20 protein-coding genes are annotated in these 26,826 nt (G+C 62.1%); 11 read left to right on the top strand and 9 right to left on the bottom strand.

Annotation, left to right across the window (positions count from 1 at the left end; all coding sequences use genetic code 11):
- Window positions 1–307 precede the first annotated feature (307 nt).
- Entirely contained in the window at window positions 308–1,195 is an 888-nt protein-coding gene (locus QMO80_RS19640) for a hypothetical protein (RefSeq protein ID WP_283197989.1), read from the top strand.
- A 7-nt stretch (window positions 1,196–1,202) separates the two neighbouring features.
- On the opposite strand, the gene QMO80_RS19635 is transcribed toward QMO80_RS19640, so the two are convergent.
- Complete coding sequence (locus QMO80_RS19635; RefSeq protein ID WP_283197988.1) at window positions 1,203–1,655, bottom strand: GatB/YqeY domain-containing protein; 453 nt, start codon at window positions 1,653–1,655, stop codon at window positions 1,203–1,205.
- A gap of 270 nt (window positions 1,656–1,925) precedes the next feature.
- On the opposite strand from QMO80_RS19635, the gene carA reads away from it, so the two are divergent.
- Complete coding sequence (carA, locus tag QMO80_RS19630; protein WP_283197987.1) at window positions 1,926–3,131, top strand: glutamine-hydrolyzing carbamoyl-phosphate synthase small subunit; 1,206 nt, start codon at window positions 1,926–1,928, stop codon at window positions 3,129–3,131.
- Between the two features lie 480 nt (window positions 3,132–3,611).
- Here the strand turns inward: carA and QMO80_RS19625 are convergent, their stop codons facing one another.
- Window positions 3,612–5,318 carry an adenylate/guanylate cyclase domain-containing protein gene (locus QMO80_RS19625; RefSeq protein WP_283197986.1) on the bottom strand — a complete coding sequence of 569 codons (1,707 nt, stop codon included), beginning with the start codon at window positions 5,316–5,318 and terminating at the stop codon, window positions 3,612–3,614.
- 223 nt (window positions 5,319–5,541) lie between these two features.
- Here QMO80_RS19625 and QMO80_RS19620 point away from each other — a divergent pair, with 223 nt between their 5' ends.
- A complete protein-coding gene (locus QMO80_RS19620; RefSeq protein ID WP_283197985.1) occupies window positions 5,542–5,862 on the top strand; it encodes an antibiotic biosynthesis monooxygenase in 321 nt (106 codons plus the stop codon).
- Between the two features lie 15 nt (window positions 5,863–5,877).
- Here QMO80_RS19620 and QMO80_RS19615 read toward each other — a convergent pair whose 3' ends face one another.
- The 3 genes from QMO80_RS19615 to QMO80_RS19605 form a co-directional block, all read right to left on the bottom strand.
- Window positions 5,878–7,281, bottom strand: a complete 1,404-nt coding sequence (locus QMO80_RS19615) for an MATE family efflux transporter (protein WP_283197984.1) — start codon at window positions 7,279–7,281, stop codon at window positions 5,878–5,880.
- A 145-nt stretch (window positions 7,282–7,426) separates the two neighbouring features.
- A complete protein-coding gene (locus QMO80_RS19610) occupies window positions 7,427–8,671 on the bottom strand; it encodes a TCR/Tet family MFS transporter (RefSeq protein ID WP_283197983.1) in 1,245 nt (414 codons plus the stop codon).
- A gap of 371 nt (window positions 8,672–9,042) precedes the next feature.
- Window positions 9,043–9,963 (bottom strand): neutral zinc metallopeptidase, encoded by a 921-nt coding sequence (locus tag QMO80_RS19605; RefSeq protein ID WP_283197982.1) that lies wholly within the window; start codon window positions 9,961–9,963, stop codon window positions 9,043–9,045.
- A gap of 280 nt (window positions 9,964–10,243) precedes the next feature.
- Between QMO80_RS19605 and carB the strand changes: the two genes are divergently transcribed.
- Entirely contained in the window at window positions 10,244–13,732 is a 3,489-nt protein-coding gene (gene carB, locus QMO80_RS19600) for a carbamoyl-phosphate synthase large subunit (protein ID WP_283197981.1), read from the top strand.
- A 115-nt stretch (window positions 13,733–13,847) separates the two neighbouring features.
- On the opposite strand, the gene QMO80_RS19595 is transcribed toward carB, so the two are convergent.
- A complete protein-coding gene (locus QMO80_RS19595; protein ID WP_283200236.1) occupies window positions 13,848–15,299 on the bottom strand; it encodes a UdgX family uracil-DNA binding protein in 1,452 nt (483 codons plus the stop codon).
- A complete protein-coding gene (locus QMO80_RS19590; RefSeq protein ID WP_283197980.1) occupies window positions 15,299–16,531 on the bottom strand; it encodes a putative DNA modification/repair radical SAM protein in 1,233 nt (410 codons plus the stop codon). The genes QMO80_RS19595 and QMO80_RS19590 overlap by 1 nt, the downstream gene beginning before the upstream one ends.
- Before the next feature lie 254 nt (window positions 16,532–16,785).
- On the opposite strand from QMO80_RS19590, the gene greA reads away from it, so the two are divergent.
- Both greA and QMO80_RS19580 read left to right on the top strand, forming a co-directional pair.
- Window positions 16,786–17,262, top strand: a complete 477-nt coding sequence (gene greA, locus QMO80_RS19585; RefSeq protein WP_049736238.1) for a transcription elongation factor GreA — start codon at window positions 16,786–16,788, stop codon at window positions 17,260–17,262.
- Between the two features lie 27 nt (window positions 17,263–17,289).
- On the top strand, window positions 17,290–18,345 hold the full coding sequence (locus QMO80_RS19580; protein WP_283197979.1) for a glycosyltransferase family 4 protein: 1,056 nt from the start codon (window positions 17,290–17,292) through the stop codon (window positions 18,343–18,345).
- A 64-nt stretch (window positions 18,346–18,409) separates the two neighbouring features.
- Here QMO80_RS19580 and QMO80_RS19575 read toward each other — a convergent pair whose 3' ends face one another.
- Window positions 18,410–19,741 carry a dicarboxylate/amino acid:cation symporter gene (locus tag QMO80_RS19575; RefSeq protein ID WP_283197978.1) on the bottom strand — a complete coding sequence of 444 codons (1,332 nt, stop codon included), beginning with the start codon at window positions 19,739–19,741 and terminating at the stop codon, window positions 18,410–18,412.
- Window positions 19,742–19,965: 224 nt separating this feature from the next.
- Between QMO80_RS19575 and QMO80_RS19570 the strand changes: the two genes are divergently transcribed.
- Together QMO80_RS19570 and QMO80_RS19565 are read left to right on the top strand one after the other, a co-directional pair.
- On the top strand, window positions 19,966–21,837 hold the full coding sequence (locus QMO80_RS19570; protein ID WP_283197977.1) for an ATP-binding protein: 1,872 nt from the start codon (window positions 19,966–19,968) through the stop codon (window positions 21,835–21,837).
- A 4-nt stretch (window positions 21,838–21,841) separates the two neighbouring features.
- Entirely contained in the window at window positions 21,842–23,188 is a 1,347-nt protein-coding gene (locus tag QMO80_RS19565) for a sigma-54 dependent transcriptional regulator (protein WP_283197976.1), read from the top strand.
- A gap of 105 nt (window positions 23,189–23,293) precedes the next feature.
- Here QMO80_RS19565 and QMO80_RS19560 read toward each other — a convergent pair whose 3' ends face one another.
- Window positions 23,294–23,761, bottom strand: coding sequence for an Lrp/AsnC family transcriptional regulator (locus tag QMO80_RS19560; protein WP_283197975.1), 468 nt, complete (start codon window positions 23,759–23,761; stop codon window positions 23,294–23,296).
- Between the two features lie 231 nt (window positions 23,762–23,992).
- Here QMO80_RS19560 and trxB point away from each other — a divergent pair, with 231 nt between their 5' ends.
- The 3 genes from trxB (at window position 23,993) to QMO80_RS19545 (ending at window position 26,732) form a co-directional block, all read left to right on the top strand.
- Window positions 23,993–24,967 (top strand): thioredoxin-disulfide reductase, encoded by a 975-nt coding sequence (trxB, locus tag QMO80_RS19555; protein WP_184696905.1) that lies wholly within the window; start codon window positions 23,993–23,995, stop codon window positions 24,965–24,967.
- Window positions 24,968–24,989: 22 nt separating this feature from the next.
- The gene (locus QMO80_RS19550) at window positions 24,990–25,886 is read left to right on the top strand and encodes a LysR family transcriptional regulator VtlR (protein WP_003581089.1); all 897 of its coding nucleotides are present in this window, start codon (window positions 24,990–24,992) and stop codon (window positions 25,884–25,886) included.
- Window positions 25,887–26,438: 552 nt separating this feature from the next.
- Window positions 26,439–26,732, top strand: coding sequence for a helix-turn-helix transcriptional regulator (locus tag QMO80_RS19545; protein ID WP_049736231.1), 294 nt, complete (start codon window positions 26,439–26,441; stop codon window positions 26,730–26,732).
- Window positions 26,733–26,826 lie beyond the last annotated feature (94 nt).

Here is a 26,826-nt window from a genome sequence, read left to right as displayed (position 1 = left end):
ATAAGCCGCCGCACCGCAATAGGTTCGATCTCAACAAAGCGATCCCCGAGCGAAGCACCATCCCTACCCCCGGCGCCGCTTCGCAAGGGTGCCTTTGCAAATACCCTCCGGCTTGGGCCTCGGCCCTGCGTTTGCCGGCGGAAGCAAAGAGCAAGAAGGCAGGAGCGCCCCCAGCTCCTGCCTTCTTAAATTTTTGGCTTCCCCTGATACAAATTCCCTTTTGAAATTAACCGATTATTGACAAAACCGTTGACAGGCGGGGCTTGCGTGAAAGAAGTATGCGCCGAATTTCCTGGACCTCTTTTACATGGCCTTTACCGCTGAAACTCTTGCAGCAGACGATCGCTTTCTCGCTGCGATCCTGCATTGCGCCGATCAGATGCTCACGATCTATCGTGAGAGCCCGCGCATCGCCTCGATTTTCGCCGCACAGCAGCGCTGGCTGATGGCCCATGCCGGCTTTGCGCTTCACTACGGCCAACCCGACGACGGCAAGAGCGGCCTCTATTCCGGCCGCTTCATCGATTTCGCGGTCAGGAACGACATCGCCAGCCGCAACACGGCCGCAGCCTTCATGCAGGAAATGCTGGCCTATCGTTTTCTGCGGCCGGTTCCCGGCCCCGATAAGCGCACACGCTATCTGGAGCCGACGGAAACCGCGGAGGAGCATTTCACCCGATGGCTCGTCGCCCATCTGACGATCCTCGACAGCCTCGACGGCGGTGAACGCGCCGGCAAGGTCAGCGCCGACCCCTCGGCGATGATGGCAGCGATCCAGCCGCGCATCGCCAGGTCGATCATCGGGAGCGAAGCGGTGCGCAATCCCGGCCCCACCTTCAACCTCTTCAACTGGGCAAATACCGGCGGCCTGGTGATGGACTACCTGATCTCGCGGCTTCCGGAATTTCCTCGCACGGCCGAACGTGTCGTGGTCGGTCCTCTGTCGCTCAGGGAAATCCGCGAACAGTTCATGATCTCCAACACCCACCTGAAGCGGCTTCTGACGCAAGCCGCAAACATGGAAAGCGTCGGCTGGACAGAACCCTCCCGCAAGGGCGACTTCTGGCTGTCGCGCCGCTTCATTCTCGAATATTGGAATTATCAGGCGGCGAAATTCGCCATCATCGATGCTGCAGCCGAAGCGGTGCTCGGGCCTGCGGTCCTAGACGAACCGCAGGCAAGACGCGTGGTCTGAGATAGGATTAGCTCAGCAGTTCCTTGACGGTCGCCGACGCCTTGGCGAAATCCATCTGGCCGGCATAACGCTCCTTGAGCGCCGCCATCACCTTGCCCATGTCCTTGGCGCCGGCAGCACCGGTCTCGGCGATGATCGCCGAGACATTGGCGCGCACTTCGCTATCCGAAAGCTGCTTCGGCATGAAATCCTGAATGACGGTGATTTCGGCGCGCTCCTTGGCGGCAAGCTCCGGCCGGGAATTCTCCTCGTAGATCTTTGCCGATTCGTCGCGCTGCTTCACCATCTTGGCCAGAATCTGCAGGATCTCGTCGTCAGTCGCCTGCTCCTTGCCGGTGCCGCGGTTGGCAATATCGCGATCCTTGACCGCGGCCTGAATCAGCCGGACGGTGGAAAGCCGCTCCGCATTCTTGGCCTTCATCGCCTCTTTCAGCTGGGTGGCGAGTTGATCGCGCAGCATGGTCTTCACTCCTGTTTTGATGCCGCTTCATAAACCACGCTGATGCGGCGGATCAAATAAATTGCGCGGTCGCCGCGATAACGCGCAGGAAAACGGCGGCAATCTCCGCTACAAAGATTGACGCTCAGCGATTGCGTGGCTATTTACCGCCACCTGCACCAAAATTCGTGATCAGGCCTGAAGAGCGCGGCATTGCCGTGTCCACACGCCTGCGAGATCAAATGGCGACCAGCGCGGCAACGCGCGCCGACCGCCGGAAACGGGATGAAGATGACCGCGACAGCACCCTGGACAATCGAAAAGCCGACCGCCCTGCTCGTTCTTGCCGACGGCACGGTCATCGAAGGCAGGGGCATCGGCGCCACCGGCAAGGTCCAGGCCGAAGTGGTGTTCAACACGGCGCTGACCGGCTACGAGGAAATCCTGACCGACCCTTCCTATCTCGGCCAGATCGTCACCTTCACCTTTCCGCATATCGGCAATATCGGCACCAACGATGAGGACATCGAGGATCTGACGCCCGCCGCCCGCCACGGCGCCGTCGGCGTCATCTTCAAGGCCGACATCACCGAGCCTTCGAACTACCGCGCCGCCAAGCATCTCGACCAATGGCTGAAGGCGCGCGGCGTCATCGGCCTCTGCGGCATCGATACGCGCGCGCTGACCGCCTGGATCCGTGAGAATGGCGCCCCGAACGCGGTGATCGCCCACGATCCGAACGGCGTCTTCGACATCGAGGCGCTGAAGGCCGAAGCCAAGGCCTGGAGCGGCCTCGAAGGTCTCGACCTTGCCAAGATCGCCTCGTCGGGCCAGTCCTCGCAATGGACCGAGACGCCGTGGGTCTGGAATGAAGGGTATGGGGAACTCGCCGCAGCGGACGCGAAGTACCACGTCGTCTGCCTCGATTACGGCGTCAAGCGCAACATCCTGCGGCTGTTTGCCGGCCTCGACTGCAAGGTGACCGTCGTGCCGGCCGCAACGAGCGCCGAAGACGTGCTCGCCATGCAGCCGGACGGCATCTTCCTGTCGAACGGCCCGGGCGATCCGGCGGCAACCGGCGAATATGCCGTGCCCGTGATCAAGACGCTTGTGAAGACCGATATCCCGGTCTTCGGCATCTGCCTCGGCCATCAGATGCTCGGCCTCGCCCTCGGCGCCAAGACCGAGAAGATGCACCAGGGCCATCACGGCGCCAACCACCCGGTCAAGGATCATACAACAGGCAAGGTCGAGATCGTCTCGATGAACCACGGCTTCGCGGTCGACTCGAAGTCGCTGCCCGATGGCGTTGAAGAGACTCACATTTCGCTTTTCGACGGCACCAATTGCGGCCTGCGCGTGCTCGGCAAGCAGGTGTTCTCCGTCCAGCACCATCCGGAGGCCTCGCCCGGCCCGCAGGACAGCCACTATCTCTTCCGCCGCTTCATCAACATGGTGCGCGAGAAGAAGGGCGAACAGGCGCTCGCCGAACGCTGATTTCAAGAACTGCCGATTTCGCAAGGGCCCGCTAAACCGGCAGCCGCTAGCGTGATGTGGGCAGAAATGAGAGGAAGGACCGCCATCTGCCGATAGCGGTCTTTTTTCGTTAAAGGAATAAGGCTGCGTTGCGCCCTTATTTCGGCCGTTGAGGCATACCTTGCACCTGCGGCAAAGCAGACATTGTCTCGTTCAAGGTAACGACATCTTTGCGCCGCCGGTCGCGAAAGTCAGCATCGTCGACTTCATGTCTCGGCGAAGCTGCTTAAATGTTTCGCAAAGCATCCTGTCTTCATTTGGGCTACGGGCTCATCGCCACCATGATGCCAGGTGGTCCAGCGGAAAAGTCATGCGAGACTCGGGCTGGTTGACGCGTTTTGTGGAGCGTCTGAAGAAGCTTGGCACTGCGATCCAGACCGCCGTTCTCGCGCAGCGCGGATCCGTTGATCAAGAACACGTCGGGATTGCCACCACCCGCTGTCACATCTCCGGCAGGCCAGCCTTTCGGAAGCCGTCGACGAAGTGATCTCGTACAGATGCATCGCGCAGCGGCTGGGAGCTGAGCCAATGGCCGATCGTGAAGTGAGGGTGGGCGATCAGGAACAATTCCGCTTCCCGCCGCGCCTCCTCACGCTGGCCCAACTGCGCAAGCGTAGCCGCCAGGAATTTGCGGGAGTTGGTACGATATGTGTCTTCCCTGCGGAGTGTAGCGGCTGCGGCCTCATAGTCACGCGCGGCGTATTGCGCCTGCCCAAGGTGACAAAGATACCAGCAGGCTGGACGGGGATTGAGCCGCAGCGCTTTCTCGATCTGCGCCAGTCCGTCGGCAACCCTGCCGTCCAGCACTGAAATATCAGACATGGCGGCCCAGGTGTCGGCGTGGTTGGGGTCCAGCTCCAGGGCCTTGGCGAAGGCGGCCTCCGATTCCTCCCATCGCCGCTCGTAGGCCAGAATGGTCCCCAGAACGTAACGGCAGCCGGCATCGTTGGGGTCCAGCTCGACCGCCTTCTGCGCTGATGTCGTCGCTATCAGGCGATTGGGATCTTCGGGTTCGCCGAAATGGGTCCAGGCCAGCCAACGGTTATAGGCGAGCAGACCGAGCGCCTCGGCATATGATGGCTCGAGCTTGACCGCGCGCTGGAGCAGCATATAGGCCTCACGCTCGGTTTGCGGCGACTCTTCCGTCAGGAGGCGGGCGCGCACACACAGGTCGTACGCCTCGAAGCTCTTCGGCCGATTGCGCGGCGGCGGGATGGTCAGCCGGCCGACGAGGGCTTCGACAATCTTGGCGTTGACTTCGTCCTGCAATTCGAAAACATCTTCCACCGTCCTGTCGAACCTCTCGGCCCACAAGTGCCCGCCGGCAAGCGCGTCGATCAATTGGGCATTGATGCGGACACGGCCCATTGCGCGTCTGGCGCTGCCCTCCAGAACGTAGCGGACGCCGAGTTCCTGAGCGACCAGCTTTACGTTGACCGGCTTGCCCTTGTAGGCGTAGACGGAATTGCGCGCGATGACGAACAGGCCGGCCGCACGGGAAAGGTCGGTGATCAGGTCTTCAGTCAGGCCGTCGACGAAAGGCGCGTCCGCTTCATCCCCACTCATGTTCGTGAACGGCAATACAGCGATCGAGGGACGGTCGGGCAGCGGCAATATGCTCTGCAGCGCATCGGGCCAATGCCACACGTGGACAGGGCGGGTCAGATTCTTCAGGTAGCGTTCGCCTGCGTCGAAGAACCGGTCGCCGATCTTGCCGACGATCTCGCCGTGAACGCCGGCTGAAATGCAGATACCTCCCGGCGCGGCCTGCGTCTCCAAGCGCGCCGCGACATTGACCCCGTCGCCGAGGACGTCTGGACCATCGTCAATGACATCTCCCAGATTGACGCCCACACGCAAAAGTAGTTGTCGATCTCCGGAAGCCTCGACAGTAGTGTTGGCCCGTTGCATTTCCAGCGCTGCTTCGACCGCATCCACCGCGCTACCGAATTCGATCAGGAAGCCGTCGCCCACGACCTTGAAGATGCGACCGTTGTGGCGCATCACGGCCGGCTCGATAACGCCTGAACGGAGTTCCCTAAGGTTTTCAAGCGTTGCGACTTCATCAGCCTCCATCAGGCGTGAATATCCCACCACATCGGCAACGACGATGGCAGCGAGGCGACGCTGAAGAGATTGATCCGTCATGTGAGGACAAGCCCAACGACCAAATTAGCAAGTTATTGTTCAACTGCGGGTGAGTCAACAAGTGGTTAAGAGGTAATGCCGTCACTCTGGAACACGACAGCTTCAGGAAGCGGTCGCCCCGCAATTCCAAGTTAGTGACCGAACGTCTTCCCTTCCATATTGACCTCAACCATACTTGAGGAATTACAAACGCCCCGCAGACATCTGATGCAGGGGAAAATGGATGAGCGGAGCTTTCTATCGTGTCGACAAGTTCGTCGTGCCGGCGGCGGCGCGCGAGGAATTTCTCGTCAAAGTGATGATGACCCACAAGTTGCTGGAGGCACAGGAGGGTTTCGTCGATCACAGGGTGCTGGAGCAGGTCGCCGGTCCCGGCGAATTCAATTTCGTTACCATTGCCGAATGGGAAAATACCGAGGTCGTCGAGCGTGCGCGGATAGCCGTCGCGGCCGCGCACAAGGCCGCCAATTTCGATCCGCAGGAGATGTTTGCGCGTCTCGGCATTCGCGCCGATATCGCCAGCTACAAGCCTGTCGCGGCTTAAAATAACGCTGCCGGCTCAGGCGCCTGAAGTCGCGCCTTCCCGGCGAAGGAGAAGATAGAACCGCCAGCAGAGCATGACGGCCGCCGCCGCCAGCCCGACGAGGAAGCCGAACCAGATGCCGATGCCGCCGAAGCCCAGCGGGAAGGCAAAGGCCCAGGCGAGGAAGAAGCCGATCGGCCAATAGGCAATCAACGCCATGATCATCGGCACCCGTGCGTCTTTCAGGCCGCGCAGCAATCCGTTGGCGACCACCTGCAGCCCATCGACGAGCTGGAAAAGCCCGGCAACGACGATCAGCGGCCCGGCATAGGCAAGCACTGCAGGCGCCTCCGGCGAATTGACGTCGAGGAACCAGCTGCCGAGGAATTGCGGCATGGTGGCAAACAGCACCGATCCCACCGCCGAAATGGCGCAGGCAAGGATCAGCACCATGATCGAAGCCCGCACCAGCCCGCGATAATCCCCCTGCCCGTGCGCGACGCCGACGCGCACCGTCGCGGCCTGGCTGAGACCGAGCGGGATCATGAAGGCGATCGAAGCCCATTGCAGGGCGATACCGTGCGCGGCGAGCTCGATGGTGCCGATATAGCCCATCAACAGTGATGCCACCGTAAACAGGCTGACCTCGGCAAGCACGGTGACGCTGATCGGGAAACCGAGCCGGAGGACCTCCAGCAGCGCATGCCAGTCGGGCTTCCAGAAGCGCACGAAGATCTCGTAGCGGCGTGTCTCCTCCCGCTTCTGGACGAAGGCGAGAATGAAGAGAAAGCCGGCTGTCTGCACGACGACAGAAACGATCGCAGCGCCCTCGAGCCCCAGCGCCGGGAAGCCGAAATGGCCGAGCACCAGCGCATAGGCGAAGATCGCGTTCAGCACCAGCGTGGCGATGGTGACGTTGAGGATGATGCCCGCCTTGCCGATGGCACTGACGAGGGCGCGCATGACATTGAAAAGCAGCGCCGGCAGCACGCCGAACTGGCCGATCATGATGTAGCCATGGGCGAGCTTGGCCACCTCGGGCTTCTGCTGCGCGAAGAGAAGGATCTGCTCCGAATTGAAGAAGGCGGGCTGCATGATGACCCAATATGCGATCACCACCCAGAGACCCATGCGCAACGCCCGGCGCACGGAGACGACGTCACCGCGGCCATAGGCCTGCGCCACCATCGGAATGACGGCGATGGCAAAGCCCGAACCGAAGATCAGGATCGTGAACAGGAACTGGGCAGACAGCACCATCGCCGCCAGATGCTCGGCGCCGAGCCGGCCGACGATCATCACGTCGGTGGTGTTGATGCCCAGCTGGGCGAGCTGCGCGCCGATCAACGGAATGCCGAGCGCCAGCGTTGCACGGAAATGTGCGCCCCAACGATTATCGGTTGTCGGCGCAAGCCTGCGCGCGTCGATCGGCGTGTCCATGACACCTGGTCCTGTGATTGAAATATGCGTCGCCGCGCAATTAGCGGAGAAATATCATCGGGATTTAGATCAAAGGCCCGCAAAGAACTACCCCAAAACAGGCAGATGATGAAAAATTCATCATCGTATCACCATTTCTGATTGATCAGCCCGCCGCCTCAAGCGCATCGGCCGGCTGACGGACCCGGACCCGCACGAGGAACACGCCGGCGGCCACCAGGATGAACAGGGCGGCGGTCAGATAGGGCGCGCCGGCAAAGGTGACCGGCGCCTCGGGCCGGGTGAAATAGCTGAACAATTGCGTGAAGATCAGCGGCCCGATGATGGTGGTGATGCTGCTGAGGCTGGTCAGCGCGCCCTGCAGCTCGCCCTGCGCCGAGGGCGGCACCTTGCCGGCGGCGATGCTGCGCAGCGGCGGATCGGCGACGTTTTCCATGACGGTCGCGACGATGACGACATAGACCACCCAGCCCTCCCAGGCGAAGGCATAGCCGGTAAGCCCTGCGGCCGAAAAACAGAGGCCGAGAAGCGCTGTCTTCCATTCGCCGAGCAGAGGCACGACACGCGGCAAAACCAGTCCCATCACCAGCGCTGCACCGATGCCGTAAATGCCGAGCGACAGACCGATCTGCCCCTCGCTCCAGCGGTAGCGATAGGTCGAGACGAAGGACCAGACCGAGGGATAGACGGCATGCGCGAGGAAAAACAGAAACATCACGAGGCTGACCCAGCCGATGCCCGGATAATGGCGCATCTGCCGCAACGCGCCGAGCGGATTGGCGCGTTTCCATTCGAAGCGGCGGCGATTCCTAGCCTCCAGCGTTTCCGGCAGCAGGAAGCAGGCGGCGATGAAATTGACGAGCGAGAGCGCTGCCGCGCCGAGGAACGGCACGCGCGGGCCGAATTCGCCGAGGACACCGCCGATGACGGGGCCGATGGTGAAGCCGACGCCGAAAGCGATGCCGATCAGCCCGAAATTCTTCGCCCGGTTCTCCTCCGTGCTGATATCGGCGATATAGGCCGAGCAGGTGGCGAAGCTGCCGCCGCTGATGCCGGCAAGCACGCGGCCGACAAACAGCATCCAGAAGCTGGTGGCGACGCCGCAGATGAAATTGTCGATCGCAAAGGTCAGCACCGAAAGCAGAAGGATCGGCCGGCGGCCGAACCGGTCGGAGAGGTTTCCGAGCAGCGGCGCAAACAGGAATTGCATGCCGGCATAGACGAGCATTAGCCAGCCGCCGTCGATCGCCGCATCGCTGACGCCGCCGCCGGTCAGCTGCTCCAGATAGGCCGGCAGCACCGGCATGATGATGGCGATGCCGATAATGTCGAGGAAGAGGATGATGAAGACCAGGAAAAGGCCGCGACGGACGAATTTGGGGTCAAGCATGAGGCATCTCTACAGCGGTTGGTTCTGAAAAGACGACCTCGTCGCCGAGAAAGTGAAATAGCTCAGAAAGGAAAGCGAAACAATCCGTGAACATTTCAAAGATTTTGATAATGCGGAACGGGAAATTTATAAGATGCCTCAACCGCGGGCGCGGTGGTTGCCACGAATCCCTTCTCCCCAGCGGGGGTCCGAAGGACGGATCGAGACCCGCGGCTCGACCCCGGTCAGTGCCGGCAGGCAGATGGGGGTGAGCGGCAGAGCCGCGAATGCGCTGAGCGCAAGCGAAGGGCAACAATGAATGTTGTGCCGTGTAGCCCCCTCATCCGGCCCTTCAGGCCACCTTCTCCCCGCTGGGGAGAAGACGGGAGCCCTCAAACCGGCCCCGAGAACGTATCGCAGGCCGACAGCTGGCCGCTGTCGAAGCCGCGCTTGAACCACCGGACGCGCTGCGCCGAGGTGCCGTGGTTGAAACTCTCCGGCACGACGTAGCCTTGCGACCGTTTCTGCAGCGTATCGTCGCCGATCTGCTGGGCGGCGTTGAGCGCCTCCTCAAGGTCGCCGGATTCCAGCAGGCCCTTCTGCTGAGTAAATTTGCCCCAAATGCCGGCGAAGCAATCGGCCTGCAGCTCGACGCGCACCGACATCTTGTTGGCCTCCTCCTCGCTCATGCGCTGGCGGGCCTGGTTGAACTTCGGCAGGATGCCAAGCAGGTTCTGCACGTGATGGCCGACCTCGTGGGCAACCACATAGGCTTCCGCGAAATCGCCCGACGCGCCGAAACGATCCGAGAGTTCCTGGAAGAAATCCGTGTCGAGATAGAGCTTGTGGTCACCGGGGCAGTAGAACGGTCCGGTTGCCGCCGATGCGGAGCCGCAGGCCGATGCCGTCGAGCCCGAAAACAGCACGAGGCGCGGCTCCTCGTAAGTCTGGCCTTGCGCCTGGAAGATGCCCGTCCAGGTATCTTCGGTTTCGGCAAGCACGGTCCGCATGAAGGCGGTCATCTCGTCATTGGCGGGCGTCCGCGTGCCTTGCGACTGGCTCTGCTCGTAGCCCGGACCGCTCGACATGCCGCCGCCTTCGAGCACCTGCAACAGGTCGACGCCCATCATCTTGAAGATGAAATAGATGACGACGAGGAAGATGATCGTGCCGATGCTCAAGCCGCCGCCGGCGCGGCGAACGCCGCCGCCGGAGGGAAAGTTGAAGCCACCGCCGCGGCCGAAACCGCCGCTGCTCGGGTCGCCGCGGCGATCCTCGACATTGTCGGACTGACGCCGGCCTCTCCATTCCATCTTCGTTCTCCCCGGCAATGCCCGTGATTGCGCTTAACGAATCTATATATCCGTCAACGGCTGGAATTCCAGCCAGTTCATCGGGGGCTGATGGTCGTGCCTGACGATAGTCTTTCGCGCCGTGTTGGATTCCTGTCGATTCCGCGATTTATGGGGTTCCGTTTGCAAATACATTTGCCTATAAGCCGCTTCTAGCCTGAAAAGACCTCAATGCGCGACCCGACCCGGTGATCTCCCACCCTGGCCGGCTTTTTGCGCAGCCAGACAATGGATATCGCCCATGCCGAAGCGCCAAGACATCAAATCGATCCTCATCATCGGCGCGGGACCGATCGTCATTGGCCAGGCATGCGAGTTCGACTATTCCGGCACCCAGGCCTGCAAGGCGCTGAGGGAGGAAGGCTACCGCGTCATCCTCGTCAACTCCAACCCGGCGACGATCATGACCGATCCGGGCCTTGCCGACGCAACCTACGTCGAGCCGATCACCCCCGAGGTCGTCGCCAAGATCATCGCCAAGGAGCGCCCGGACGCGCTGCTGCCGACCATGGGCGGCCAGACGGCTTTGAATACCGCGCTTTCGCTGAAGCGCATGGGCGTGCTCGACCGCTACAATGTCGAGATGATCGGCGCCAAGCCGGCCGCCATCGACATGGCCGAAGACCGGGCGCTGTTCCGCGAGGCGATGGCCCGTATCGGGCTGGAAACGCCGCGCTCGATGCTGGCGAACGCCACCGACATCAAGGACCTCGACCGCAAGACGCACGAGGCCGAGCGCAGCAAGCTGCGTGAAAGCCTCTCCGGCCCGGACCTCGACAAGGCCCTGGACGAACTGGAAAACCAGTGGAACCTCGGAGAGAGCGACCGCAAGCAGCGCTACATGAACCACGCTGTGGCGATTGCCGCCCAGGCGCTCGATCATGTCGGCCTGCCCGCCATCATCCGCCCGTCCTTCACGCTCGGCGGCACCGGCGGCGGCATTGCCTACAACCGCTCGGAATTCTTCGAAATCGTCGGCGGCGGCCTCGATGCCTCGCCGACGACCGAAGTGCTGATCGAAGAATCGGTGCTCGGCTGGAAGGAGTATGAGATGGAGGTCGTCCGCGACACGGCGGACAACTGCATCATCATCTGCTCGATCGAGAACATCGACCCGATGGGCGTCCACACCGGCGATTCGATCACCGTCGCCCCGGCGCTGACGCTGACCGACAAGGAATACCAGATCATGCGCAACGCCTCGATCGCGGTATTGCGCGAGATCGGCGTCGAGACCGGCGGCTCGAACGTCCAGTTCGCCGTCAATCCCAAGGACGGCCGCCTGGTCGTCATCGAAATGAACCCGCGTGTCTCGCGCTCTTCGGCGCTGGCTTCCAAGGCCACCGGCTTCCCGATCGCCAAGGTCGCCGCCAAACTCGCCATCGGCTATACGCTCGACGAGTTGGACAACGACATCACCGGTGGCGCCACACCTGCCTCCTTCGAACCGTCGATTGACTATGTCGTCACCAAGATCCCGCGTTTCGCCTTCGAGAAATTCCCCGGCGCCTCGCCGGTGCTGACAACGGCGATGAAATCGGTCGGCGAAGTCATGGCGATCGGCCGCACCTTCGCCGAATCGCTGCAGAAGGCGCTGCGCGGCCTCGAAACCGGCCTGACCGGCCTCGACGAAATCGAGATCCCCGATTCCGAGGAAGGCGAATCCAGCCACAACGCCATCCGCGCCGCGATCGGCACGCCGACGCCGGATCGCCTGCGCATGGTCGCCCAGGCGCTGCGCATGGGTCTCAGCATCGAAGAGGTGCATGAGGGCTGCAAGATCGATCCCTGGTTCATCGCCGAGCTCAAGAACATCATCGACACGGAAGCCCGCATCCGCGAACACGGCCTGCCTGAAGATGCGGCCAACCTGCGCATGCTGAAAGCCATGGGCTTTTCCGACGCCCGTCTGGCAACGCTCACCGGCAAGCGCCCCAAGCAGGTCGCCGAACTCCGCAACGGCCTGAACGTCCGCCCTGTTTTCAAGCGCATCGATACTTGTGCGGCCGAATTCGCCTCGCCGACCGCCTATATGTATTCCACCTACGAGACGCCCTTCGTCGGCGCCGCCCGCTCCGAGGCCGAAGTGTCCGACCGCAAGAAGGTCGTCATCCTCGGCGGCGGCCCGAACCGCATCGGCCAGGGCATCGAGTTCGATTATTGCTGCTGCCATGCCGCCTTCGCGCTGAAGGATGCGGGTTATGAAGCGATCATGATCAACTGCAACCCGGAAACCGTCTCGACCGACTACGACACGTCGGATCGCCTCTATTTCGAGCCGCTGACGGCCGAGGACGTGATCGAGATTCTGCGCGCCGAGCAGGAAAAGGGCGAAGTCGTCGGCGTCATCGTCCAGTTCGGCGGCCAGACGCCGCTGAAGCTTGCCGAGGCGCTTGAGAAAAACGGCATCCCGATCCTCGGCACCGCGCCCGACATGATCGACCTCGCCGAGGACCGCGACCGCTTCCAGAAGCTGCTGATGAAACTCGATCTCAACCAGCCGAACAACGGCATCGCCTATTCGGTCGAGCAGGCCCGCCTGGTCGCCGCCGAGATCGGCTTCCCGCTGGTCGTGCGCCCGTCTTACGTTCTCGGCGGCCGCGCCATGCAGATCCTGCATTCGGAGGGCCAGTTGCAGACCTATCTGCTCGACACGGTTCCGGAGCTGGTGCCTGAAGATATCAAGCAGCGTTATCCCAACGACAAGACCGGCCAGATCAACACCCTGCTCGGCAAGAACCCGCTGCTCTTCGACAGCTATCTCAGCCACGCCATCGAAGTCGATGTCGACTGCCTCTCTGATGGAACCGACGTCTATGTCGCCGGCATCATGGAGCATATCGAGGAAGCCGGCATCCATTCCGGCGACAGCGCCTGTTCGCTGCCGCCGCGCTCGCTGCCCGTCGAGCTGCTCGACGAGCTGGAGCGCCAGGCAAAGGCGATGGCCAAGGCGCTCAATGTCGGCGGCCTGATGAACGTCCAGTTCGCCATCAAGGACGGCACCGTCTACGTGCTCGAAGTCAATCCGCGCGCCTCGCGCACCGTGCCTTTCGTCGCCAAGACCATCGGCGCGCCGATCGCCAAGATCGCCGCCCGCGTCATGGCCGGCGAAAAACTCGATGCGACCTTCGCCGCCTACGGCCAGAAGCCCGATCCGCGCAAGCTCACGCACATCGCCGTCAAGGAAGCCGTCTTCCCCTTCGCCCGCTTCCCCGGCGTCGACACGCTCCTTGGCCCGGAAATGCGCTCGACCGGCGAAGTCATCGGCCTCGATACCGATTTCGCGCTGGCCTTTGCCAAGTCGCAGCTCGGCGCCGGCGTCGAACTGCCGCGTGACGGCACGGTCTTCGTCTCCGTCCGCGACGAGGACAAGGCGCGCGTGCTGCCGGCGATCCGCATTCTCGTCGAACAGGGCTTCAAGGTGCTGGCAACGGGCGGCACCGCCCGCTTCCTCGGTGAAAACGGCATCACCGCCACCAAGATCAACAAGGTGCTCGAAGGCCGTCCGCATATCGAGGACGCGATCCGCAACCGCCAGGTCCAGCTCGTCATCAACACCACCGACGGCAACAAGGCGATCTCGGATTCGAAGTCGCTGCGCCGCGCGACGCTGATGCAGAAGGTGCCCTATTACACCACCATGGCCGGCGCCGAAGCCGCCGCCCAGGCGATCAAGGCGCTGAAGGCCGGCAATCTCGAAGTCCGGCCGCTGCAGAGCTACTTCGCCTGAGATTGGAGCAATTCCAGCAAAACTGCGCCCGCGGTTTTGCCTCCGAAATTGCGCAAAAAACAAAGAACAATGTCACCGCTCAATGAGCGGTGACGCGACTTCAAGCGGAATCACTTTATCCGGCGGACGCCATAAGCCGCTGAATCTCCAGCATATCGTTGCGAAATTGCACCATCTCCTCCGCTTTCAGCCGCTCGTCGGGGATCCGCAGCAGATAGGATGGATGCACCGTCACGAAGAGCGTGTGTCCTCCTTCGATCACCATCGCCTTTCCCCTGACGTCCTGTAGGCGTTCTTTCACATCGGTCAGCGCCGCAAGCGCCGTCGCCCCCATGGCGACGATCAGCTTCGGCTTGATGAGCGCCAGTTCCCGATCGAGCCACCAGCGGCAATGTTTCACCTCGCCCATATTGGGCTTCTGATGGATCCGGCGTTTGCCGCGCGGCTCATATTTGAAATGCTTGACTGCGTTGGTGACGTAGAGCGCCGATCGGTCGATGCCGGCTTCGGCAATCACCTGGTCGAGCAGCTTGCCGGCCGGACCGACGAAGGGGCGCCCGGCAATATCCTCCTGATCACCAGGCTGCTCGCCGACGAACATCACCTGCGCATCGCGCGGCCCCTCGCCGAAGACGGTCTGCGTCGCCTTGGCATGCAGCGGACAGCGGGCGCAGGCGGCGGCTTCGGCGCGCAGGGCTTCGAGCGTGCCGGCCGGCGCCTTGGGTTCGGCAGGGATATTGCGCGCCGCCTGCTGCAGCCGGTCGTGAAAGGGCAGCGATTGCGTTGCCTCCCTTGCCGCCATCTCCCGCACCTTGCTTTCGGCCGATGTGATCAGACCCGGAATGAGATCGGCCTCCGGCAGGTTCTTCCAGTATTTTTTCGGCATTTCCGCTTGCATCGCCTTCAGCTTCAGCCGCGCCGGATTGAAGATGCTGGCATAATAGGTGCGCCAGAGATCGTCGGTGGCATCGGTGAGATTGGGCTTCTCGCACGGCGCGTCGTTCATCGTCAGCCGTTCGCCGTCCCAGGCCGCCGAGCCCTTGGGCGTGGCGATCAGCCAGTCCATATCGGTGAAACGGCGCTGGAAGAACGGCGCGGTCCGCCTGACGATATGATGGTCCGGCTCGAACCAGGCGATGAATTTTCGACGGCCCGCCGCTGCCGCACCAACCTCTTTGAACCTGACGAAGGCCGTCATCTTGTGGGCGTCGCGCCGGACATTTTTTGCCATCAGCCGAGCACGCACGACATCCTCGTCGGAGGCCACCTCCAGCACTTGCCGGTCCAGCTGCAGCCGCCAAAGCAGGCGGTAAAGCAGGGAGAAGCGCGCCGCGTCGGAATGGCAAAGCACCGTCTCCGCAAGCTCGATAAAGGCGGGCGGCACCGTCATCGGCTTGCGTGTCACAGGGGCGGGCGGCATGGCGTCGCGTTGAAAGGCAAGATCGGCCTCTGCGCTTTTTTCCCGCCAGTCGATTTCCTCAGGCAAGATGCCGGCGGCGGCAAAAGCGCGCGAGGCATCGCGCCATTCGGCAAGATCGCCCCGTCCTGCAAGCACGACCCGGCGCATCATAGCAGAGACAACTGTTCAGGTTTCGGCTCGAACATGGCGCGAAGGTCCGGGCGGTCGATCAGCCGGCGCGGCGACCAGCCTTCCGCCGAGATGAAGGACTGGACTTTCTTGATCGAGATGCCGAGCCGCGAAAGATCGTCGAGCCGCAGCCGGCGAAAGCGGCGGGCCGAAACGATTGATTTGACCGTCTTGGTGCCGAGACCGGGAACGCGCAGTAGGCGTTCACGTTCGGCTTTGTTGATATCGACGGGAAATTCGGCCCGGTTGGCGAGCGCCCAGGCAAGCTTCGGGTCGAGGTTGAGGTCGAGCATGCCGCCCGTCTGGTTGGCGGTAATTTCGTCGATGCCGAACCCATAGAACCGATAGAGCCAGTCGGCCTGATAGAGCCGGTGTTCGCGCATCAGCGGCGGCTTGATCAGCGGCAGGTTTTTCGATGAATCCGGGATCGGGCTAAAGGCGGAATAATAGACACGCTTCAGGCCGTAACTGCTGTAAAGCCGGCCGCTGGTCGCAAGGATCGTCGCGTCATTCGCGCCGTCGGCGCCGACGATCATCTGCGTGCTCTGGCCGGCCGGTACGAAGCGCTGGCGCTTCCTCGTGCGCAGCGTCGGCTCGCCGGCCGCCTCGATCTTCAGCCGCAGATCGCCCATCGATCGGCGGATATTGGCGGGCTTCTTTTCCGGCGCGAAGCGGCTGATGCCGTTATCCGTCGGCAACTCGATGTTGAGCGACAGCCGGTCGGCGAAAAGCCCCGCCTCCTCGATCAGCCGCGGCGACGCTTCGGGGATCGATTTCAGATGGATATAGCCGCGAAAATTATGGGTCACGCGCAGTTCGCGGACGATGCGGACCATCTCCTCCATCGTATAATCGGAAGAGCGGATAATGCCGGAGGAAAGGAACAGGCCCTCAATATAGTTGCGGCGGTAGAATTCCAGCGTCAGCCAGACGACTTCCTCGGGCGTGAAGCGCGCCCGTTCGACATTGCTCGACGAACGATTGACGCAATAGGCGCAGTCGTAGATGCAGAAATTGGTCAACAGTATTTTCAGAAGCGAAATGCACCGCCCGTCCGGCGCATAGGCATGACAGATGCCGGATCCCTCGGTCGAACCGAGCCCGCCGCTTGTTCCCGAATCGCGCTTCACCGTGCCGCTGGAGGCGCAGGAAGCATCATATTTGGCGGCGTCGGAAAGGACCGCCAAGCGTTCTGTTAGCGATTTCTTCATTGGCATGTTCACTATATGTTCTTACGGGCAAAGTCAATCGCGGCGATCCTGCCTTAACCGCGTTTTTGCGCCTGATGACCCGCCGTGGCGGTGGCTCGCTTTTTCGTCTATGCGAATTTTCTGGAAATCGGCCTTGGCGATCTGCTATAAGCACTTAACTAGGATTGTGGCACGGTTCCGAAGCTCCCCTTCGGGACCTGTTTTCTTTTGTGTTCGCGCCTACTGCGTAGATACAAGGAGTGAAGGACAGAAAAATGGTTGATAAGGTACCGATGACACAGGGTGGTTTCGTCAAGCTGCAGGAAGAGCTGCGCTGGCGTCAGCAGGAGGAGCGCCCGCGAATCATCGAGGCGATCGCCGAAGCCCGTGCTCATGGCGACCTTTCCGAAAACGCCGAATACCATGCCGCCAAGGAAGCCCAGAGCCACAATGAAGGCCGCATCAGCGAGTTGGAAGATCTGACGGCGCGCGCCGAGGTCATCGACCTCACCAAGATGTCGGGCGACAAGATCAAGTTCGGCGCCAAGGTGAAGCTCGTCGACGAGGACACCGAGGAAGAAAAGACCTACCAGATCGTCGGCGACCAGGAAGCCGACGTCAAGGCCGGCCGCATCTCCATCTCCTCCCCGATCGCGCGCGCGCTGATCGGCAAGGAAGTCGGCGATTCCATCGAGGTCAATGCGCCCGGCGGCTCCAAGGCTTACGAAATCCTCCAGGTTTCCTGGGGCTGATCGCCCGCCACAGACGAGACCCCTCCTTTGCCTGATATGCGTGACGTCGAGATCATCGCGCCCAATTTCAAGCGCCGGCTCTCCGGCGTCACGTCGACCATCGTCCAGCTCATCCCCTGCCAGATCCGGCTCGGCGTCAGGATCGCAACCCTCGGCCCCGGCCTGCCGGAGGGTCTGCCGAAGCTGCGGTGGTCGCAGCTCCCAGGTCTCTGGCGCCCGCCGGCGCGCCGGCGCCGGCGTGTCTGGCACGCCCGCCGCAACAATGAGATGGCCGTCGGCATCCTGCTTCGCCACCTGCTGCGCATGCCGCTGAAACTCGTCTTCACATCAGCGGCGCAACGCCGCCACACCGCCTATACGAAATGGCTGATCCGCCGCATGGACGCTGTCATCGCGACCAGCGACCGATCCGGCTCGTTCCTCGAGGTGCCGCACACCGTCATCCAGCACGGCGTCGACCTTAGCCTGTTCCACCCGCCGGAAACGGCGGAAGACACCATTGCCGCCACCGGCCTGCCCGGCCGCCATCTGGTCGGCTGTTTCGGCCGCGTGCGCCATCAGAAGGGCACCGATCTCTTCGTCCGGGCGATGATCGAACTCCTGCCGCAGCACCCGGAATGGACGGCCGTCGTCTCCGGCCGGGTGACGGCGGAACACACGGGCTTCGCGGACAAGCTGAAGGCCGATGTCGCGGCCGCCGGCCTTGGCGACCGTATCCTCTTCCTCGGTGAAGTGCCCGATATTAAGGTCTGGTATCGCCGTTTAACGCTTTACGTCGCCCCTTCCCGCAACGAGGGTTTCGGCCTGACGCCGCTCGAAGCCATGGCTTCGCGGACGGCGGTAGTGGCATCCGACGCCGGCGCCTATGCCGAACTCATCGCCGAAGGCGAGACCGGCTCGGTCGTCGCCGCCGGCAACGGCGAGGCGCTGACGCGGGCCATCGCGCCCTATATCGCCGATCCCGGTCGGGCGATCGCGCATGGCGAGAATGCACTGCGCCATGTCAGGGCGAATTTTGCGCTGGAGAAGGAAGCAAACGCGATCGGCGCCATTTACGACCGCCTTCTCGGCGACAACCGCTAAAGCAGAAAAAGAAACGGCCCGTCAGATGACGGGCCGCCGCAAAGATTACCAACAATGAGGCTGGTTATTCGGCGGGCTGGAGCCCTGCGGCCGACGTGTCTTCGGTCTCCCCGCCCAAGGCTCTGGCAAGCTGCGCCGTATCCAGTTCGTTTTCCCAGCGCGCCACGACGATCGTCGCTACCGCATTGCCGACGAGGTTGGTCAGCGCCCGGCATTCCGACATGAAGCGGTCGATGCCGAGGATGAGCGCCATGCCGGCGACCGGCACGGAAGGCACGACGGAAAGCGTCGCGGCAAGGGTGATGAAGCCGGCGCCGGTGATGCCGGCGGCACCCTTCGAGCTCAGCATTGCCACCAAGAGCAGCAGGATCTGGTCACCCCAGGAGAGGTTGATGCCGGTTGCCTGGGCGATGAACAGCGCCGCCAGCGTCATGTAGATGTTGGTGCCGTCGAGATTGAAGGAATAGCCTGTGGGGATGACGAGGCCGACGACCGAGCGCTTGCAGCCGGCCTTTTCCATCTTGTTCATCAGGCCCGGAAGGGCCGCTTCCGAAGACGAGGTGCCGAGAACCAGCAGCAGCTCTTCCTTGATGTAGCGCAGCAGCGCCAGGATCGAGAAGCCGTTGTAGCGGGCCACGGCGCCGAGAACGACGAGAACGAAGAGCAGCGAGGTGATGTAGAAAGTGCCGATCAGCATGGCGAGATTGGCGATCGAGCCGATGCCGTACTTGCCGATCGTGAAGGCCATGGCGCCGAAAGCGCCGATCGGGGCGGCCTTCATGAGGATGGCGACGAGCTTGAAGACCGGAGCCGTCAGGGCGTTGAGGAAATTGACGACCTGCTCGCCCTTCTCGCCGACCATGGCGAGCGCGACGCCGAAGAGTACCGAGAAGAACAGCACCTGCAGAATGTCGCCATCGGCAAAAGCGCCGACGATCGTCGTCGGAATGATATTGGTGAGGAAGCCGACGATGCTCTGCTCATGCGCCTTCGTGGCGAAGGTGGCGACGGCGGCAGGATCCAGCGAAGCCGGATCGATGTTCATGCCGGCGCCGGGCTGGACGACATTGGCGACGACCAGGCCGATGACGAGCGCCAGTGTCGAGAAGGTGAGGAAGTACAGCATCGCCTTGCCGGCGACGCGGCCGACCTTCTTCAGGTCGCTCATGCCGGCAATGCCGGTCGCCACCGTCAGGAAGATGACCGGGGCGATGATCATCTTGACCAGCTTGATGAAGGCATCGCCGAGCGGCTTCAGCTGCGCGCCGAGTTCGGGATAGAAATGACCGAGAAGGATACCCGCGGCGATAGCGGCGAGAACCTGAACGTAAAGATGGGAATAAAAGGGCTTCTTGCCCTTGCTGTCTGCGACTGCATCGAATGGTGCTGCGATCATGATGTCCTCCTTAAGGCTCGTCCGGAACGAACTCCGGCCTCCCGAGCCGTTCGCTTCAATCCAACAGCTCAGCCGTTGTTGCCATCTCCTTCGCAATCACCGTGCCAGTTTGACGTCACCGATTTAAGCAATTGATTCTACGCATTAAAAATTTCCGCAGCCGCCGATCGCCCGTCAAGAAATGCGGAAATCCGCACAAATCCATTTGCAACCAGTGCAGAAAAATGCACAAATCCGCCATGTCCCTGTCGCTATCATCGCTGTGGCCTTCCCTGCCCCTGCGGCACCGCATCCGCCGGATGTGGCGGGCCTATGCGGTGGTCGCGCTTCTCGCCGTCGCCGCAAGCCTGTGGGCAAGCGGCGAGATCGGCCGGCGCCAGGCCGAGGCTGCCCTGGAAGAACAGGCCCGCACCGATGCCAGGCTGAATGCGGCCCTGCTGCGCACGGTTCTCGAAAAATACCGGGCGCTGCCCTTCGTGCTGTCGCAGGATACGGCGCTCGCCGCGGCCCTGGCGGGAAAGGACGCCGGCACCTTCGAGCGCCTCAGTCAGAAGCTGGAGACGCTGGCAGCAGGCACGAAGGCTGCCGTCATCTATGTCATCGATAAGGACGGCATGGCGGTTGCCGCCAGCAACTGGCGCGAACCGACGAGCTTCGTCGGCAACGACTATCGTTTCCGGGAATATTTTCAGGGCGCGGTCGCTGCAGGACAGGCCGAGCACTTCGCGCTCGGCACCGTCAGCAAGAAACCGGGCCTCTATATCTCCGAGCGGATATCAGGCAGCGACGGGCTGCTCGGCGTCGTCGTCGTCAAGGTGGAATTCGACGATGTCGAGGCCGACTGGAACGCCACGGACGCACCGTCCTACGTCATCGATGATCGCGGCATCGTCCTCATCACCAGCATTCCCTCGTGGCGGTTCATGACGATCGGCCGGATCGCCGAGGACCGGCTGACGGCGATCCGCGAGAGCCTGCAATTCGGCGATGCGCCGCTTCAGCCGCTGCCGCTCGCCAAGGTCCGGCACCTTGGCGACGGGCTCGACGTCGTCGAGATCGTCATGCCGGGCGGCGCCGGGAAAACCAACTTTCTCGATGCCGGCATGCCGGTTCCCGCGACGGCCTGGCATTTGCAGCATCTCGTGGCGCTGGGGCCGTCCGTCGATGCGGGCGTCCGCGAAGCCCGCATGCTGGCGCTGCTGATGCTCTTGCCGCTGCTGGCGGGTGCCGCCTTCCTGTTGCGCCGCCGCCAGGCGGTCAGCCTCAGGATTTTCAGGGAACAGCAGGCGCGGGAGGAACTGGAACGGCGCGTGGCCGAACGCACCGTGGATCTCAGCCAGGCGCGCGACCGGCTGCAGGCCGAGATCATCGGCCACCGCAGCACGGAGCAGAAGCTGCAGGCGGTGCAGCAGGATCTGGTGCAGGCCAACCGGCTGGCGATCCTCGGTCAGGTTGCCGCCGGCGTCGCCCATGAGATCAACCAGCCGGTAGCGACCATCCGTGCCTATGCCGACAATGCCCGCACCTTCCTCGACCGCGGCCAGACCGCTCCTGCCGGTGAAAATCTCGAAAGCATCGCGGCGCTGACGGAGCGCATAGGCTCGATCACCGAAGAGCTGAAGAGCTTCGCCCGCAAGGGCCGCGGCAGCGCCGAACCGACGGGATTGAAGGAGGTCATCGAGGGTGCGGTGATGCTGTTGCGCAGCCGTTTTGCCGGCCGCATGGATACGCTCGACATCCACCTGCCACCGGCCGAGCTGCAGGTCATGGGCAACAGGATCCGCCTCGAACAGGTGCTGATCAACCTGCTTCAGAACGCGCTTGAAGCCGTGGCGCCGAAGGCTGACGAGGGTCGCGTCGAAATCACCACATCAATCGAAGCGGACATGGTGGCGCTGACGGTCGCCGATAACGGCCCCGGTATTTCGCCTGAGATCCGCAAGGGCCTGTTCACGCCGTTCAACACCTCGAAGGAAAGCGGCCTCGGCCTGGGGCTGGTCATCTCCAAGGATATCGTCGGCGATTACGGCGGCCGCATGGAGGTCGACAGCGACGGCAGCGGGACCCGCTTCGTCGTTCATCTGAGGAAGGCTTAAGACCATGGCCACACCGATGCCGGTTGCACTGATCGACGACGACAGGGATCTGCGCCGCGCCACGGCCCAGACGCTCGAACTCGCCGGCTTTTCCGTTTCCGCCTATGATGGCGCGAAGGCCGCGCTGGCCGGCCTGTCCGCCGATTTTGCCGGCCCCGTCGTCACCGATATCCGCATGCCTGAAATCGACGGATTGCAGCTCTTCGCCACGCTCAAGGGCATGGATGCCGACCTGCCGGTGATCCTGATGACCGGCCATGGCGATATTCCGATGGCGGTTCAAGCCATCCAGGACGGCGCCTATGACTTTATCGCCAAACCCTTTGCGGCCGACCGGCTCGTCCAGAGCGTGCGCCGCGCCGGCGAGAAGCGGCGGCTCATCCTGGAAAACCGCATGCTGCGCAAGGCTGCCGAAGAGGCGCAGGAGAATTCGCCGCTGATCGGCCAGACGCCGGTCATGGAAAATTTGCGGAAGATTCTGCGCCATATCGCCGACACCGATGTCGACGTGCTCGTTGCCGGCGAAACCGGCAGCGGCAAGGAAGTCGTGGCCCAGATCCTGCATCAGTGGAGCCACCGCCGAAAGGGCAATTTCGTGGCGCTGAACTGCGGGGCGCTCCCCGAAACCGTCATCGAAAGCGAGCTGTTCGGCCACGAGGCCGGCGCCTTTACCGGCGCCCAGAAGCGCCGCACCGGCCGCATCGAACATGCAAGCGGCGGCACGCTTTTCCTCGACGAGATCGAGAGCATGCCGGTTGCCACCCAGGTCAAGATGCTGCGGGTGCTGGAGATGCGCGAAATCACTCCGCTCGGCACCAATGAGGTGCGCCCGGTCGATCTGCGCGTCGTCGCGGCGGCCAAGATCGATCTCGGCGATCCCGAGCTGCGCGGCGATTTTCGCGAGGATCTCTATTACCGGCTGAATGTGGTGACGATCTCCATTCCGCCGCTGCGGGAGCGCCGCGACGATATTCCGCTGCTGTTTTCCCACTTCGCCGCCCGCGCCGCCGAGCGCTTCCGCCGAGAGGTGCCGGAGATTTCGCCCGAAGTGCGCCGCCACTTTGCCTCGCATGCATGGCCGGGCAATGTCCGCGAACTCTCGCATTATGCCGAACGCGTGGTCCTGGGGGTCGAAGGCGGCGCAGCCGCACCCGTCCCTGCCCAACCGACGGGCGGTACCCTGCCCGAACGGCTGGAACGTTACGAGGCGGAGATCATCCGCGAGGCGCTCACGGCCAATGACGGCGACGTGCGCAGCACCATCGAGGCGCTCGGCATTCCGAGAAAGACGTTTTACGACAAGCTCCAGCGCCACGGCATCAACCGCGGCGGCTATTCAGCGCGCAAATAACGCATGTCGCGCAAAAGTGTGCAGCGGTTTTGCGGCAACGACATGCGTAAAAAACCTAAAGCGCAACGAGCGAATCTGAAAGATCGCGACGCGCTTTAGACAGCTTCAGACTTCCACCAGCTCGAGCTTCTTCACCTGCCGGATCGTCAGCATGGTGCGCACGGTATCGACATGTTCGTTCGCCGTCAGCACCTCGATGACGAAATCCTGGAAGTGGGTGAGATTTTCAGCCACGCAATGCAGCAGGAAATCGCTGTCGCCGGAGACCATCCAGGCCTGCCGCACCAGCGGCCATTCGGCGGTGGCGGCGGCAAACGCCTTGAGATTGCCTTCCGACTGATGCTTGAGGCCGACCATGCAAAAAGCGACGAGATCGAAGCCGAGCCGTGGGCTGTTCAGCATCGCATGGTAGCCTTCGATGATGCCGGCTTCCTCGAGCTTGCGCACCCGGCGCAGGCAGGGCGGCGCCGAAATGCCGACGCGATCGGCAAGCTCCACATTGGTCATGCGGCCATCGGCCTGCAATTCCCGGAGGATCTTTATATCGATGACGTCGAGTTCGGCGCGACCCACATCATTGCCTTTCTTTAATTCTCCGCGGGGAGCTTCTATATAAAGCGGCGGAATACGCAAGAATGTTTCACGCCGATGACGGATTCTTGCACAACAGGACGATTTGCCTTGTTGGTAACGCAAGGCTGCCCTTGAATAAAAGCATTGGACGTTCATAAATGGCGCGAGGACCGCGAAACGGCCGCAATCGCCACTTAGCCGCCGCCCTCCTGCCAGTCGAAAGGAAATGACATGCCCGCCCGCCATACGAAGGTGCTCATCATCGGTTCCGGACCCGCAGGCTATACAGCCGCGGTCTATGCCGCGCGCGCCATGCTGAAGCCGGTTTTGATCGCCGGCCTCGAACAGGGTGGCCAGCTGATGATCACCACCGATGTCGAGAATTATCCGGGCTTTGCCGATCCGATCCAAGGCCCCTGGCTGATGGAGCAGATGCTGCAGCAGGCAAAACATGTCGGCGCCGAGATCGTCAACGACCTGGTGACCGAAGTCGACATGAACCAGCGCCCCTTCGTCGCCCGCACCGACAGCGGCCAGGTCTGGACCGCCGATACGCTGATCATCGCCACCGGCGCCAAGGCCAAATGGCTCGGCATCGAGAGCGAACAGCATTTCCAGGGCTTCGGCGTCTCGGCCTGCGCTACCTGCGACGGCTTCTTCTACCGCAACAAGGATGTGATCGTGGTCGGCGGCGGCAACAGCGCCGTCGAAGAGGCGCTCTATCTCTCCAACATCGCCAAGTCGGTGACATTGGTGCACCGCCGCGACTTTTTCCGCGCCGAGAAGATCCTGCAAGAACGCCTGTTCTCCAAGGACAATGTCAAAGTGCTGTGGAACACCGAGGTGGCCGAAATCACCGGCACGCCGGCCAAGCCCCCGATGCCGCAATCCGTTACCGGCGCGCGGCTGCGCGACACCCGCACGGGCGCGATCACCGAAATGGCAATCGACGGCGTTTTCGTGGCCATCGGCCATGCGCCGGCAACCGAGCTTTTCAAGGACAAGCTGAAGTTGAAGGACAACGGCTATCTCTGGACCGCGCCGGATTCGACCGCGACCAGCCTGGAAGGGGTCTATGCCGCCGGCGACGTGACAGACGATACGTTCCGCCAGGCGATCACCGCCGCCGGCCTGGGCTGCATGGCAGCACTTGAAGCCGAACGCTATCTGACGAGCCACGTGCCCGTCGCCGTGGCAGCGGAGTAAGATCGGCATGAGGGGTGGGGGAATGCCATTGGATTGGGACAAGCTGCGTATTTTTCACGCAGCTGCCGAGGCGGGTTCGTTCACGCATGCGGCGGATAAACTGCATCTGTCCCAATCCGCCATCAGCCGCCAGGTCAGTGCGCTGGAGCAGGACGTCGGCACCAAGCTGTTTCACCGTCATGCGCGCGGCCTGATCCTGACGGAACAGGGCGAACTGCTGTACCGCACCGCCCATGACGTGCTGCTGAAGCTCGAAACCGTGAAGATGCAGCTCACCGAGACGACCGAGACGCCGTCCGGCAAGCTGCGCGTGACGACGACGGTCGGCCTCGGCCAGGGCTGGCTGACCGACAAGATCCAGGAATTCCTGCAGCTTTATCCCGATGTGCAGATCCAGCTGATCCTCGACAACGAGGAAGTGGATGTGAACATGCGCCATGCCGACTGCGCAATCCGCCTGCGCCAGCCGCAGCAGTCCGACCTCATCCAGCGCAAGCTCTTCACCGTGCATATGCACGTCTATGCCGCCCCCTCCTACATCAACCGTCACGGCGAGCCGCAGAAGATCGAGGATCTCGACAATCACCGCATCATCACCTTCGGCGAGCCGGCGCCGAGCTACCTGCTCGACGTCAACTGGCTGGAGGTCGCCGGTCGCTCGTCGGACAACAAGCGCATCCCGCATCTGCAGATCAACAGCCAGACGTCGATCAAGCGCGCCGCCCTGCTCGGCATCGGCGTCGCTTGCCTGCCGGATTATATCGTCGGCCGCGACCCGGGCCTGATTCAGCTGGCGATCAATGCCGACGTCCCCTCCTTCGACACCTATTTCTGCTATCCCGATGAGATCAAGAACGCCGCCAAGCTGAAGGCCTTCCGCGATTTCATCGTCAGCAAGGCTAGAAACTGGAATTTTTGAGCCAGATTTATGGAATGATTTCCATACTATGCGGACAGCGCATAACTGGCATGCACAAATAAGGGTTGCCGTTTGCCCATTAAACCACCATATCGCACATAGCTGATGCACATGGTGGCTTTTCCTCCCAGTTCCACCGCATTAGCTGTTCCCCTCTGGAGGTTTTTGACCTTCACACTTATAAGGGCCCTGGTTTTCCAGTGGCCCTCTTTTTTTGCCTTGGCTCTTCGGGAAATGCCGCACCGCAAAAAAATTGTGCGGCGCATAGCAGGCATGCACAAAAAAGCATTGAAACCTGCTCAATGAAGCACCATATCTCTCTCAGCTGATGCATCTCGTGGTTTCTCTCCCAGTACCACCGCATTAGCTGTTCCCCTCTGGAGGTTTTTGACCTTCACAATTACAAGGGCCCTGGTTTTCCGGTGGCCCTCTTTTTTTGCCTAAATTTTGCTCACCCGACAAAACTCGCCGCCTCACGCCTCCGTGATTTGCATATCGACGTCTGACGATCAATATATCGAACAAACACGATTTATAGTTCGGTGCACGACGATGGACAAAGACGAGATTATCAAGGCGCTCGCCCATCCCACCCGGATGGACATTCTGACCTGGCTGAAAAATCCCGAGCAGCATTTCCCCTCGCAGGAGCATCCCTTCGAAATGGGCGTCTGCGCCAGCCAGTTCGAGCGCTGCGGCCTGTCGCAGTCGACGGTCTCGGCCCATTTGGGAACGCTGCATCGCGCCGGCCTCGTCACCACCAAACGCGTCGGACAGTGGATCTTCTACAAGCGCAACGAAGAAACGATCGCCGCCTTCCTGAAGCAGCTGACGCAGGACCTTTAGTTAGAATGCCCCTCGGCTTCGATCTCACCCGCGTTCCGCTCGCCGCAGCCGGCGCGACTGGACTCTCCTATCTCTCCGCCCGGGGCCGGGCCGC

It is taken from the genome of Rhizobium sp. BT03 (assembly GCF_030053155.1).
GTDB lineage: Bacteria > Pseudomonadota > Alphaproteobacteria > Rhizobiales > Rhizobiaceae > Rhizobium.
The sequence above is the reverse complement of the archived record's forward strand: the minus strand, read 5'-3'. Positions and strand labels throughout refer to the sequence as shown.

Coding starts and splice junctions, on each gene's coding strand:
- QMO80_RS19640 (WP_283197989.1), top strand. CDS start 308: ATGGCCTTTACCGCTGAAACTCTTGCAGCAGACGATCGCTTTCTCGCT.
- QMO80_RS19635 (WP_283197988.1), bottom strand. CDS start 1,655: ATGCTGCGCGATCAACTCGCCACCCAGCTGAAAGAGGCGATGAAGGCC.
- carA (WP_283197987.1), top strand. CDS start 1,926: ATGACCGCGACAGCACCCTGGACAATCGAAAAGCCGACCGCCCTGCTC.
- QMO80_RS19625 (WP_283197986.1), bottom strand. CDS start 5,318: ATGACGGATCAATCTCTTCAGCGTCGCCTCGCTGCCATCGTCGTTGCC.
- QMO80_RS19620 (WP_283197985.1), top strand. CDS start 5,542: ATGAGCGGAGCTTTCTATCGTGTCGACAAGTTCGTCGTGCCGGCGGCG.
- QMO80_RS19615 (WP_283197984.1), bottom strand. CDS start 7,281: ATGGACACGCCGATCGACGCGCGCAGGCTTGCGCCGACAACCGATAAT.
- QMO80_RS19610 (WP_283197983.1), bottom strand. CDS start 8,671: ATGCTTGACCCCAAATTCGTCCGTCGCGGCCTTTTCCTGGTCTTCATC.
- QMO80_RS19605 (WP_283197982.1), bottom strand. CDS start 9,963: ATGGAATGGAGAGGCCGGCGTCAGTCCGACAATGTCGAGGATCGCCGC.
- carB (WP_283197981.1), top strand. CDS start 10,244: ATGCCGAAGCGCCAAGACATCAAATCGATCCTCATCATCGGCGCGGGA.
- QMO80_RS19595 (WP_283200236.1), bottom strand. CDS start 15,299: ATGCGCCGGGTCGTGCTTGCAGGACGGGGCGATCTTGCCGAATGGCGC.
- QMO80_RS19590 (WP_283197980.1), bottom strand. CDS start 16,531: ATGAAGAAATCGCTAACAGAACGCTTGGCGGTCCTTTCCGACGCCGCC.
- greA (WP_049736238.1), top strand. CDS start 16,786: ATGGTTGATAAGGTACCGATGACACAGGGTGGTTTCGTCAAGCTGCAG.
- QMO80_RS19575 (WP_283197978.1), bottom strand. CDS start 19,741: ATGATCGCAGCACCATTCGATGCAGTCGCAGACAGCAAGGGCAAGAAG.
- QMO80_RS19570 (WP_283197977.1), top strand. CDS start 19,966: ATGCACAAATCCGCCATGTCCCTGTCGCTATCATCGCTGTGGCCTTCC.
- QMO80_RS19565 (WP_283197976.1), top strand. CDS start 21,842: ATGGCCACACCGATGCCGGTTGCACTGATCGACGACGACAGGGATCTG.
- trxB (WP_184696905.1), top strand. CDS start 23,993: ATGCCCGCCCGCCATACGAAGGTGCTCATCATCGGTTCCGGACCCGCA.
- QMO80_RS19550 (WP_003581089.1), top strand. CDS start 24,990: ATGCCATTGGATTGGGACAAGCTGCGTATTTTTCACGCAGCTGCCGAG.
- QMO80_RS19545 (WP_049736231.1), top strand. CDS start 26,439: ATGGACAAAGACGAGATTATCAAGGCGCTCGCCCATCCCACCCGGATG.